Raw genomic sequence first — 12,450 nt, forward strand, 5'->3', positions numbered from 1 at the left:
TGTTTGGCTTGTCGACTTCGACAGGCCCTGGTCCCTAAAGGAGAGGACAATGGTTGCGGTAAGAAGTGCACATCTCAATAAAGCTGGGGAGTTTGACCCACAAAAATGGATCGCAAGTCTGGGAATTTCCAGCCAGCAGTCGTGTGAACGCTTAACCGAAACCTGGGCCTACTGTCTGCGCACCACGCAGGGACACCCGGATGCCGATCTGCTCTTATGGCGCGGCGTGGAGATGGTTGAAATCTTGTCCATGCTGAACATGGACATCGAAACGCTGCAGGCCGCGCTACTGTTCCCCCTCGCGGATGCGGATGTGGTCAGCGAGGATGTGCTGCGCGACAGCGTCGGCAAATCCGTCGTTGCGCTGATCCACGGCGTGCGCGATATGGCGGCCATTCGCCAGCTAAAAGCCGCGCATACCGATTCCGTCTCCTCTGAGCAGGTTGATAACGTCCGCCGGATGCTGCTGGCCATGGTGGATGATTTTCGCTGCGTGGTCATCAAGCTGGCCGAGCGTATTGCCCACCTGCGTGAAGTGAAAGATGCGCCGGAAGACGAGCGCGTGCTGGCCGCCAAAGAGTGTACGAACATCTATGCGCCGCTGGCGAACCGCTTAGGGATTGGTCAGCTGAAATGGGAGCTGGAAGATTACTGCTTCCGCTATCTGCATCCGGCAGAATACAAGCGCATTGCTAAACTCCTGCATGAGCGCCGTATCGATCGTGAGCACTATATCGACGAGTTTGTCAGCGGCCTGCGTCAGGCCATGAAAGAAGAGAACGTCCGCGCCGAAGTCTACGGTCGACCAAAACATATCTACAGCATCTGGCGCAAAATGCAGAAGAAACACCTCGCCTTTGACGAGCTGTTTGACGTGCGCGCCGTGCGTATCGTGGCGGAGCGTCTGCAGGACTGCTACGCCGCGCTGGGGATAGTACATACTCACTTCCGCCACCTGCCGGATGAATTTGACGACTATGTCGCGAACCCAAAACCGAACGGCTACCAGTCCATTCATACCGTGGTGCTTGGCCCCGGCGGCAAAACGGTCGAGATTCAAATCCGCACCAAACAGATGCACGAAGACGCCGAGCTGGGCGTAGCCGCGCACTGGAAGTACAAAGAGGGCACTTCTGGCGGGGCACGCTCCGGCCACGAAGACCGCATTGCCTGGCTGCGTAAGCTGATTGCGTGGCAGGAAGAGATGGCCGATTCCGGCGAGATGCTGGACGAAGTGCGCAGCCAGGTCTTTGATGACCGCGTCTACGTCTTTACCCCGAAAGGGGACGTTGTCGACCTGCCGGCTGGCTCCACGCCGCTCGATTTTGCCTACCACATCCACAGCGACGTGGGGCACCGCTGCATCGGGGCGAAGATCGGCGGACGTATCGTGCCGTTTACCTATCAGCTGCAGATGGGCGACCAGATTGAAATCATTACCCAGAAGCAGCCAAACCCGAGCCGCGACTGGCTTAACCCGAACCTCGGTTACGTCACCACCAGCCGCGGGCGCTCCAAAATTCACGCCTGGTTCCGCAAGCAGGATCGTGACAAAAACATTCTTGCCGGTCGCCAGATCCTTGACGACGAGCTGGAGCATATCGGGATCAGCCTGAAAGAAGCAGAGAAATTCCTGCTGCCGCGCTACAACTTCAACGAGCTGGACGAGCTGCTGGCGGCGATTGGCGGCGGTGATATCCGTCTGAATCAGATGGTCAACTTCCTGCAGGCGCAGTTCAACAAGCCTAGCGCGGAAGAGCAGGACGCGGCGGCGCTAAAGCAGCTGCAGCAGAAAACCTATGCCCCGCAGCAGCGCAGCAAAGACAACGGCCGCGTGGTGGTCGAGGGCGTGGGTAACCTGATGCACCACATTGCCCGCTGCTGCCAGCCGATTCCGGGGGATGATATCGTCGGCTTTATCACCCAGGGGCGCGGGATCTCGATCCACCGCTCCGACTGCGACCAGCTTGCCGAACTGCAGTCCCACGCGCCGGAGCGTATCGTGGAAGCGGTCTGGGGGGAGAGCTACTCCGCCGGCTACTCGCTGGTGGTGCGCGTCACCGCCAACGATCGCAGCGGGCTGCTGCGCGACATCACCACCATTCTCGCCAACGAGAAGGTCAACGTGCTGGGCGTTGCCAGCCGCAGCGATACCCGCGAGCAGCTTGCCACCATCGATATGACTATCGAAATCTACAACCTGCAGGTGCTCGGCCGCGTGCTGGGCAAACTGAACCAGGTGCCGGATGTGATTGACGCGCGTCGTCTGCACGGCGGCTAAACACACTCTTATGAAGGCCGGGTAAAGCTTCGCTGCCACCCGGCCCTTTTTTTAAATGGGAAAAACCATGACTCAAATCGACCGCCTGCTCGGCATCATGAAACGCCTGCGCGACCCGGAAAACGGCTGCCCGTGGGACAAGGAGCAGACTTTCGCGACCATCGCACCTTATACCCTCGAAGAGACCTATGAGGTGCTGGACGCCATTTCACGCGAGGATTTCGATGACCTGCGCGGTGAACTCGGCGACCTGCTATTCCAGGTAGTGTTCTACGCCCAGATGGCGCAGGAGGAAGGGCGCTTTAACTTTGACGATATCTGTGCCGCTATCAGCGATAAGCTGGAGCGCCGCCATCCGCATATCTTTGGCGATGCCACCGCAGGAAACAGCGCAGAGGTGCTGGCCCGCTGGGAGCAGATTAAAAGCGCCGAGCGCGCTGAAAAGTCCCAGCACTCTGCGCTGGACGACATCCCGCTGAGCCTGCCCGCGCTGATGCGCGCCCACAAAATTCAAAAGCGCTGCTCGGCGGTAGGATTTGACTGGGATTCCCTGGGACCCGTGCTGGATAAAGTGCATGAAGAGATCGACGAAGTGATGCACGAAGCGCAGCAGGCGGTGGTCGATGAAGCAAAGCTGGAGGAAGAGATGGGCGACCTGCTGTTCGCCACCGTCAATCTTTCTCGCCATTTAGGGGTAAAAGCGGAAACCGCGCTGCAAAAAGCCAACCTGAAATTCGAACGACGCTTTCGTGAAGTCGAGCGGATTGTGGCCTCGCGCGGCCTGGAAATGACCGGAATTGACCTCGACGCGATGGAAGAAGTCTGGCAGGAAGTAAAACGCCAGGAATCTGATCTCTAACGGAATTTTGCGATCAAGCGCAATTTGTGTGATTTTTTAAATGACAAGCGCTTGATTTGCGTCAAAAACATTTACCCAAAAGGGGCTATTTTCTCACTCCTTATGTTTGTCATGGCCTGGAATGGAGACGGAGAATGAAAGTTTGTGGCGCTCGCCGTGTTCGGGTATACTACTTTCCCGTCCTGGTTATTCCATCGTTTCACCCTAACTTCTCAGGTTCAGCATGACAACGAACTATATTTTTGTGACCGGCGGGGTCGTATCCTCTCTGGGTAAAGGCATTGCCGCAGCCTCCCTCGCAGCCATTCTTGAAGCCCGTGGCCTCAATGTGACCATGATGAAACTGGATCCGTACATCAACGTCGATCCTGGCACCATGAGCCCAACCCAACACGGGGAAGTGTTCGTTACTGAAGACGGCGCTGAAACCGATCTGGATCTTGGCCACTACGAGCGTTTCATTCGTACCAAAATGACCCGTCGTAACAACTTTACGACTGGCCGCATCTACTCTGACGTTCTGCGAAAAGAGCGCCGCGGTGACTACCTGGGCGCGACCGTGCAGGTTATCCCACACATCACTAACGCCATCAAAGAGCGTGTTCTTGCCGGTGGCGAAGGGCATGACGTTGTGCTGGTTGAAATCGGTGGTACCGTGGGTGATATCGAATCCCTGCCGTTCCTCGAAGCGATTCGTCAGCTGGCGGTAGACATTGGTCGTGAACACGCGCTGTTCATGCACCTGACGCTGGTGCCTTACATGGCGGCGGCAGGTGAAGTGAAAACCAAACCGACTCAGCACTCCGTTAAAGAACTGCTCTCTATCGGTATTCAGCCTGACATCCTGGTTTGCCGTTCCGATCGTGCCATTCCAGCGAACGAACGTGCGAAAATTGCATTGTTCTGTAACGTGCCTGAAAAAGCCGTTATTTCAATGAAAGATGTCGATTCCATTTATAAAATCCCGGGCCTGTTGAAATCACAGGGTCTGGACGATTATATTTGTAAACGATTCAGCTTGAACTGTCCGGAAGCTAACCTGTCTGAATGGGAACAGGTTATTTATGAAGAAGCGAACCCGGCAGGCGAAGTGACTATCGGTATGGTCGGCAAGTACATCGAACTGCCGGACGCCTATAAGTCCGTTATCGAAGCGCTGAAGCACGGTGGTCTGAAGAACCGCGTCTCCGTGAACATCAAGCTGATTGATTCGCAAGATGTTGAAACACGTGGCGTTGAAATTCTGAAAGATCTGGATGCTATCCTCATCCCTGGCGGCTTCGGCTACCGTGGTGTTGAAGGCAAGATCGCCACTGCACGCTATGCGCGTGAAAACAATATTCCATACCTCGGCATCTGCCTGGGTATGCAGGTTGCGCTGATCGAATTTGCGCGCAACGTAGCGGGAATGGAAAACGCGAACTCTACGGAATTTGTGCCAGACTGTAAGTACCCTGTCGTGGCGCTGATTACGGAATGGCGCGACGAAGACGGTAACGTCGAAGTCCGTACCGAGAAGAGCGATCTGGGTGGCACTATGCGTCTTGGCGCGCAGGCCTGCCAGCTGTCCGACGATAGCGTGGTTCGCAAGCTGTACGGCGAGCCGGTCATCACCGAGCGCCATCGTCACCGCTATGAAGTCAACAATATGTTGTTGAAACAAATTGAAGCCGCGGGCCTGCGTGTTGCGGGTCGCTCCGGGGACGATCAGTTAGTCGAGATCATCGAGGTGCCAAACCATCCGTGGTTTGTTGCCTGCCAGTTCCACCCGGAATTTACTTCAACGCCGCGTGATGGACATCCGCTGTTTGCAGGCTTCGTGAAAGCCGCCAGCGAGTACCAGAAGCGTCAGGCGAAGTAAAAAAGTTAGAACGGCAACGCGTACCAACGGTACGCGTTGTTTGTCTGGAGTTTTAGTTTAACTTGTACTGAGGAAAATCTAATGTCCAAAATCGTTAAAGTCATCGGTCGTGAAATCATCGACTCCCGTGGTAACCCGACCGTTGAAGCCGAAGTTCATCTGGAAGGTGGTTTCGTCGGTATGGCAGCTGCTCCATCAGGTGCTTCTACGGGTTCCCGTGAAGCGCTGGAACTGCGTGATGGCGACAAATCCCGTTTCATGGGCAAAGGCGTACTGAAAGCGGTTGGCGCTGTTAACGGTCCTATTGCTCAGGCTATCGTTGGCAAAGATGCCAAAGATCAGGCTGGCATCGACAAGATCATGATCGATCTGGACGGTACTGAAAACAAATCTAACTTCGGTGCGAACGCAATCCTGGCCGTTTCCCTGGCGAACGCCAAAGCAGCAGCCGCTGCTAAAGGTATGCCACTGTTCGAGCACATCGCTGAACTGAACGGCACCCCAGGCAAATACTCTATGCCTGTACCAATGATGAACATCATCAACGGTGGTGAGCACGCAGACAACAACGTTGATATTCAGGAATTCATGATTCAGCCTGTTGGCGCGAAAACCCTGAAAGAAGCGGTTCGTATGGGTTCTGAAGTGTTCCACAACCTGGCTAAAGTTCTGAAAGCTAAAGGTATGAACACTGCTGTTGGTGACGAAGGTGGCTACGCGCCAAACCTGGGTTCTAACGCAGAAGCACTGGCTGTTATCGCTGAAGCGGTTAAAGCAGCAGGCTACGAGCTGGGCAAAGACATCACCCTGGCGATGGACTGTGCAGCATCTGAATTCTACAAAGACGGTAAATACGTTCTGGCTGGCGAAGGCAACAAAGCGTTCACCTCCGAAGAGTTCACTCACTTCCTGGAAGACCTGACCAAACAGTACCCAATCGTTTCTATCGAAGACGGTCTGGACGAGTCTGACTGGGATGGTTTCGCATACCAGACCAAAGTACTGGGCGACAAAATCCAGCTGGTTGGTGACGATCTGTTCGTAACCAACACCAAGATCCTGAAAGAAGGCATCGAGAAAGGCATCGTTAACTCCATCCTGATCAAATTCAACCAGATCGGTTCTCTGACCGAAACGCTGGCTGCGATCAAAATGGCGAAAGACGCTGGCTACACCGCTGTTATCTCTCACCGTTCTGGCGAAACTGAAGACGCGACCATTGCTGACCTGGCTGTTGGTACCGCTGCTGGCCAGATCAAAACCGGTTCTATGAGCCGTTCTGACCGTGTTGCTAAATACAACCAGCTGATTCGTATCGAAGAAGCGCTGGGTGAAAAAGCACCTTACAACGGTCGTAAAGAGATCAAAGGCCAGGCATAATTGCTTAAGCCTTAACATGAAAATGCCAGTCGAATGACTGGCATTTTTTTTGGTTATTTAAAATCGACCGCCATCTGCTCGGGAATGGTTAGTCCCCGGGTGGTTTGCACGCAGCGGGCGATATAATCCGTAAAACGAGGTGGCTTCGGCATCCCCATGCTGAGCAGCTTATCGTTGCTGAAGCGCACGTTCAGCGTGGCAAAGGCACCGTATAAGCGCATCGCTCTCAGCATCAGACGTTCGTTGCACGGACCAAAAATGGTTTTCAGTTCACGGCGCATTTTGACCAGCGTTTCGTAGCTGACCTGCGCGTACTTATCGCCAACGGGCGCTTTCTCCAGCGCCTGCGCCATTGCCCGATCGATATCCGCAAAGCGAACGCTGTTCTCTTCCCCGGCAGAAATGTGTACCACTTCCCCCGGACGCGCGTTGCTGCTCAGCAGCATTAACATTGCGTCGGCGCAATAATCTACCGGGACAACGTCGATCCGGTCTTCCATCGAGCACATAAACTTCTGCAGCATCAGGCCCATGCTGAAGACCCAAAAGATACTGCTCGACGGCGTGCAGCCGTGGCGGGTATGGCCGACGACGATGGACGGACGGGCGATGAGCAGCGGCAGGTTAGGACATTCCTGGCGCATCAGCTGTTCGATGGTTGACTTCGAATACGTATATTCCACCAGGTGCTCAGCGTTTTCTCTGAATTCCGCACTTTCGGCGACCAGCGAATCCTGCTCCGGCGTGCATGACATTGCGGTGCCTACATGCAGGAAACGCTGCAGCCCTGCGACCTTCTCCATGCGGCGCGCCAGCGCTAGCGTACCCTCTACGTTCACCTTCCAGATCAGCGGGTTATTGCCAAAAGACGCAACTGCCGCGCAGTTAACGACATGCGTAACCTGGTCCAGACGGGGATCGTTCAGAAAGGCTTCCGGCTGGCTGAGGTCGCCGATGAGGATATTATCCACGCTCAGGGAGGCCAGTTTCTCCTCAGAAATGTTGAACTTACGCATGTTCTCCTGCACGCGCGCCAGCCCGCTTTGCGGATCGCCGGCACGGGCAAGCAAAAGGAGTTTTACGGATTGATCGCTGGTCAGGATTTTTTCAAGTACTGCACCGCCCAGAAACCCGGTCACGCCTGTAATTAATAACATCTTCATTATTACCGTCTCATCATGATTGATGAGGCGGATTGTAGGCGCGCAAAAGTAAACGGCGTTTAAATAATAAAACGTCGGGACCGACAGCGTCTTAAGCTTATTTTAAGGAAAGGAAATCAGGTGAAAATATTGGACATTGCAGAAAGCGGAAAAATTCAATTTATTCATGTTTTTATTTTAACCTAATGATTTTAATCTGTTTTTGTCTCTGGGGTGGCGCGAGGTAAATAATTCAAACTGTAATAAACAAAATAATTTGTTACACCAAACATTTATCATATAAATGAATTGAGCCCTGCTTAAGTAAAATTGAGAAAAATAAAACGCAGGCTATTTTATTCAGCCTGCGAAGGGTTTTTAGAGCAGAAGAGGAAGCGTGGCGCTGGCCGTTTGCTGGCTGACGTCAGCGTAATGACCATCCAGCGCAATCATAGATGTCGTAAGTAATTCGACCAGCAGCATCACCCCAACTTTGGCATTAAGCGCGCCCGCGCTAAGAGGGCCTTCTGGCTTGGCGGCTACCAACAGCATATCGCTAAGAGACGCCAGGGGGCTGCGGGGCGTGTTGCTGAGCGCCAGAACCTTCACCCCGCGCTTGCGGGCAAGTTTCACCACGTGAAGTAAATCTCGCGTTGAACCGGAGCTGGAGATCGCCACCACCAGCGTCTCTGCCGAAAGCGTGGTCGCATTCATGGCTGCGCGGTGCATATCGCTAAACAGCTGTGCGGATTTACCCAGCCTTAATAACTTGTAATGCAGATACTCCCCGAGGATTGCGCTGGCCGCGACGCCATAAATCTGCACGGACTGCGCCTGATGCAGCGCCAGTGCGGCTTTTTCAAGCAGCGCGCGGTCGAGGAGTCTCGCGGTATCCTGCAGAGCCTGCACCGATTCATCCACCACGCTGTCAATCTCATCCCCCGCCTGACGCGCGGGCTGACCCTGCTGAATATCCAGCGCCAGCGCCATTTTGAATTCGTTATACCCCTTGCACCCCAGCGTCCGGCAAAGACGCGTCACGCTGGCCTCGCTGGTGTGGCTCTCTCGCGCCAGTTCGGTGATGGTCAGGTAGAGCACCCGGGCAGGGTCGCTGAGGACAAACTCACCGAGTTTTTGTTGCGTTGGGCTGTACCCGGAAGCCTCCTGGCGGAGCTTCAGCAGCAGGTTTTCATGGTCCGACATGCCACGTCCTTAATGTGTTTCACTGCGACTAGTGTGGCGGAAAGCGGGGGAAAGATGCCAGTCATTTTAAAAAAGTATGATCGGCCTCCTGGTTTGTGATGATAATTTTCACTATAAAATATTTATATGGTAAAAATTTTCATCTTTTAATGGGGGGATGAAAAAATGATGCAAATATTCAGTGGCGCTTCGTCGGGTGGATGGTTTGAAAAAGCGCAGCGCTTTGGCAAATCCTTTATGTTGCCTATCGCCGTATTGCCCGCGGCGGGTCTGCTGCTCGGTATCGGCGGGGCGTTATCGAACCCTAATACGCTGGCGGCCTATCCGTTTTTAGATGTGAGCTGGCTGCAGGCCATTTTCACCATCATGAGCAGTGCGGGTTCGATTGTGTTTGCGAACCTCTCGGTGCTGTTTGCGGTTGGGGTGGCCGTCGGGCTGGCAAAAAACGATAAGGGCACGGCGGGGCTGGCAGCGCTACTCGCGTTTCTGGTGATGAACGCCACCATCAACGCGCTGCTGATCCTCACCGGAAAACTGGCGCACGAGAACCCGGGCGCTGTAGGGCAGGGCATGACGCTGGGTATTCAGACGCTGGAAACCGGGGTGTTTGGCGGCGTGGTGATTGGTCTCGTGACCTGCGCGCTGCATCATCGGTTTAACAAGATAGCGCTTCCGCAGTTCCTGGGCTTTTTTGGCGGCTCGCGCTTTGTCCCGATTATCAGCTCGCTGGCGGCGATACTCGTTGGCGCGATCATGACCGTGGTCTGGCCGCATTTCCAGAAGCTTATTTTTGGTCTGGGCGGGCTGGTGGATGCCACCGGTTATCTTGGCACGCTGCTGTACGGCTTTATTTTGCGCATGCTTGGCCCGTTTGGTCTGCACCACATCTTCTATCTGCCGTTCTGGACCACCGCGCTCGGCGGCAGCGAGATCGTCAACGGCCACCTGGTTGAGGGCACGCAGCGGATCTTCTTCGCTCAGCTCGCCGACCCGAACACGCAGCATTTCTATGAAGGCACGTCACGCTTCATGTCCGGGCGCTTTATCACGATGATGTTTGGCCTGCTCGGTGCCTGCCTGGCGATGTACCACATGGCGAAACCGGAGAACAAAAAGCGCGTTGCCGGGCTGCTGCTCTCCGCGGCGTTAACCTCATTCCTGACGGGAATTACCGAGCCCATCGAGTTCTCCTTCCTGTTCATTGCGCCGGTGCTCTACGTCATTCACGCGCTGTTTGACGGGCTGGCGTTTATGCTCGCGCATATGCTGCACATCACCATCGGGCAGACCTTCTCCGGTGGTTTTATTGACTTCGTGCTGTTCGGCATATTGCAGGGGGAGGCCAAAACCAACTGGATGTTCGTTCCGCTGGTCGGCGTGCCGTGGTTCTTCCTCTACTACTTCACCTTCCGCTACCTGATTAACCGCTTTGATTTCGCCACGCCGGGCCGTGAAAAGGAGGCGATGGTTGATGACGTCAGCCTGCCGCAAAGCGAGCGCGCTGCGGCGGTGATCGCCGGGTTAGGCGGAAAAGACAATCTGGAAGAGGTGGACTGCTGCGCCACGCGGCTTCGCGTGACGGTCAAAGACGGCAGCAAAGTGAATGACGCGGCGCTGAAAGCCACCGGCGCGCGCGGCGTTATCGTGCGCGGTAACGGTGTACAGGTCATTTATGGCCCGCACGTCACGATTATCAAAAACGAAGTGGAAGAGATCTTATCGTAATGAAAAATGTACTGGATAACCTGAAGGGAAAACTGGTCGTCTCCTGTCAGGCGCTGGAAAACGAACCGCTGCACAGCCCGTTTATCATGTCGCGAATGGCGCTGGCGGCGGCACAGGGTGGAGCCTTCGCCATTCGCGCCAATAGCGTGGTAGATATCGAGGCCATTAAACAGCAGGTGTCTTTACCGGTTATCGGCATCATCAAACGGGACTATCCAGGGAGCGAAGTATTTATCACCGCTACGATGAAAGAGGTGGATGAGCTCATGGCCGTCTCTCCGGAAATCATTGCCCTTGATGCGACGGCGCGGGAACGTCCTGGCGGTGAATCCCTGGAAACACTGGTCACGGCCATCCGCTCACGTTACCCCTCGGTACTGCTGATGGCAGATATTTCCACCGTAGACGAAGCCGTGACGGCGCAGACGCTTGGCTTTGACTACGTCGGTACCACGCTGTACGGCTATACGGCGGAAACGGCAGGCCATACGCTTCCGGAGAATGACTGTGCGTTCCTGAAAGCGGTGCTGGCGGCCGTGACGGTCCCCGTGGTTGCCGAAGGCAACGTGGATACGCCCGAGCGCGCGGCCCGGTGTCTGGCACTGGGCGCGCATACGGTCGTTGTCGGCGGGGCGATCACCCGCCCACAGCAAATTACCGCGCGCTTTATGGCGGCGATTAGCGCGCAAAGCACCGATGGAGCATGACCATCCGGCGGGGATCTGCGATACTTATCGTTTATCCCCTTTACTGAGATGACTATGCAGTACCCGATTAACGAGATGTTCCAGACCCTGCAAGGCGAGGGTTACTTTACCGGCGTTCCCGCTATCTTTATTCGTTTACAGGGATGCCCGGTTGGCTGTGCCTGGTGTGATACCAAACATACGTGGGATAAGCTCGCAGATCGGGAAGTGTCGCTGTTTAGCATTCTGGCGAAAACCAAAGAGAGCGATAAGTGGGGCGCGGGCAGTGCAGAAGACCTGCTGGCCATAATTGGTCGCCAGGGCTGGACGGCTCGCCACGTCGTCATCACCGGCGGCGAACCCTGCATTCACGATCTGACGCCGCTGACCGAGCTGCTCGAAAAGAACGGCTACAGCTGCCAGATTGAGACCAGCGGCACCCATGAAGTGCGCTGCTCGCACACCACCTGGGTGACGGTATCGCCAAAAGTGAATATGCGTGGCGGGTATGACGTGCTGTCTCAGGCGCTGGAGCGCGCGGATGAAATTAAGCATCCGGTAGGACGCGTACGTGATATCGAAGCGCTGGATGAACTGCTGGCAACGCTGACGGATGAGAAGCAGCGGGTAATCGCCCTGCAGCCGATCAGCCAGAAAGAGGATGCGACGCGCCTGTGCATTGAAACCTGCATTGCGCGCAACTGGCGCCTGTCGATGCAGACGCACAAGTATCTGAATATTGCCTAGAAAAAAGCCCGGTTTTGCCGGGCTTTTTTTACTCTCCGCGATACACGCAGCCTGCCGTGCAGGTTTCTTTGATCATCACCGCGCTCAGCAGCGGTACCAGCGGCTTCATCTGATCCCAGATCCATTTTGCCAGCACTTCGCTGGTCGGGTTTTCCAGACCCGGAATATCGTTGAGATAGTAGTGATCCAGACGATCGTAGGTCGGCTTAAACGCGGCCTTCAGCTCGGCAAAGTCCATGATCCAACCGGTAAGCGGATCAACTTCACCGGTGATCTCAAGACGCACCATAAACGAATGCCCGTGCAGGCGGCCGCATTTATGTCCTGCAGGAACGTGCGGAAGGTGGTGGGCGGCTTCGAAGGTGAAATCTTTAAACAGTGTGGTGGACATGATCGCTCTCAGTAATGCGGAAAAAACCGCCGCATAGTACCGGAAAGCACAATTTTTAGCATTAACTAAAACGGCTCTGAACGGTGAACGTCCGGTATTCAGAGTGATTATTGGTTTTTATTCTTTTATTTCAGATGGTTATTCAATCGTTTTTATCGCTAAGAACGATAACTAA

10 protein-coding genes are annotated in these 12,450 nt (G+C 54.9%); 7 read left to right on the forward strand and 3 right to left on the reverse strand.

Annotated features, from left to right (window positions below; translation table 11 throughout):
* The first annotated feature begins 49 nt into the window (after window positions 1–49).
* The 4 genes from relA (at window position 50) to eno (ending at window position 6,381) form a co-directional block, all read left to right on the forward strand.
* A complete protein-coding gene (gene relA, locus IM265_RS09355; RefSeq protein ID WP_028014256.1) occupies window positions 50–2,281 on the forward strand; it encodes a GTP diphosphokinase in 2,232 nt (743 codons plus the stop codon).
* 67 nt (window positions 2,282–2,348) lie between these two features.
* Window positions 2,349–3,140, forward strand: coding sequence for a nucleoside triphosphate pyrophosphohydrolase (gene mazG / locus IM265_RS09360; protein ID WP_045261274.1), 792 nt, complete (start codon window positions 2,349–2,351; stop codon window positions 3,138–3,140).
* 223 nt (window positions 3,141–3,363) lie between these two features.
* A complete protein-coding gene (gene pyrG, locus IM265_RS09365; RefSeq protein WP_028014254.1) occupies window positions 3,364–5,001 on the forward strand; it encodes a glutamine hydrolyzing CTP synthase in 1,638 nt (545 codons plus the stop codon).
* Window positions 5,002–5,082: 81 nt separating this feature from the next.
* Window positions 5,083–6,381 carry a phosphopyruvate hydratase gene (gene eno, locus IM265_RS09370; RefSeq protein ID WP_006811784.1) on the forward strand — a complete coding sequence of 433 codons (1,299 nt, stop codon included), beginning with the start codon at window positions 5,083–5,085 and terminating at the stop codon, window positions 6,379–6,381.
* A 53-nt stretch (window positions 6,382–6,434) separates the two neighbouring features.
* Here eno and IM265_RS09375 read toward each other — a convergent pair whose 3' ends face one another.
* Window positions 6,435–7,544, reverse strand: coding sequence for an SDR family oxidoreductase (locus IM265_RS09375; RefSeq protein WP_126817268.1), 1,110 nt, complete (start codon window positions 7,542–7,544; stop codon window positions 6,435–6,437).
* Window positions 7,545–7,901: 357 nt separating this feature from the next.
* Window positions 7,902–8,726: a MurR/RpiR family transcriptional regulator gene (locus IM265_RS09380; RefSeq protein ID WP_028014252.1), complete on the reverse strand. Its 825-nt coding sequence runs from the start codon at window positions 8,724–8,726 to the stop codon at window positions 7,902–7,904.
* A gap of 165 nt (window positions 8,727–8,891) precedes the next feature.
* On the opposite strand from IM265_RS09380, the gene IM265_RS09385 reads away from it, so the two are divergent.
* The 3 genes from IM265_RS09385 to queE are packed head-to-tail and all read left to right on the forward strand — an operon-like array spanning window position 8,892 to window position 11,884.
* On the forward strand, window positions 8,892–10,451 hold the full coding sequence (locus IM265_RS09385; protein WP_193031076.1) for a PTS transporter subunit EIIC: 1,560 nt from the start codon (window positions 8,892–8,894) through the stop codon (window positions 10,449–10,451).
* Complete coding sequence (locus IM265_RS09390) at window positions 10,451–11,158, forward strand: N-acetylmannosamine-6-phosphate 2-epimerase (protein ID WP_193031078.1); 708 nt, start codon at window positions 10,451–10,453, stop codon at window positions 11,156–11,158. Before IM265_RS09385 ends, IM265_RS09390 begins: the two co-directional genes overlap by 1 nt.
* Before the next feature lie 54 nt (window positions 11,159–11,212).
* Window positions 11,213–11,884, forward strand: a complete 672-nt coding sequence (queE, locus tag IM265_RS09395; protein WP_028014249.1) for a 7-carboxy-7-deazaguanine synthase QueE — start codon at window positions 11,213–11,215, stop codon at window positions 11,882–11,884.
* Window positions 11,885–11,912: 28 nt separating this feature from the next.
* Here the strand turns inward: queE and queD are convergent, their stop codons facing one another.
* A complete protein-coding gene (queD, locus tag IM265_RS09400) occupies window positions 11,913–12,275 on the reverse strand; it encodes a 6-carboxytetrahydropterin synthase QueD (RefSeq protein ID WP_100170800.1) in 363 nt (120 codons plus the stop codon).
* Between the last annotated feature and the right edge of the window lie 175 nt (window positions 12,276–12,450).

Source organism: Enterobacter cloacae complex sp. P17RS (genome assembly GCF_014895885.1).
Taxonomy (GTDB): Bacteria; Pseudomonadota; Gammaproteobacteria; order Enterobacterales; family Enterobacteriaceae; genus Enterobacter; species Enterobacter bugandensis.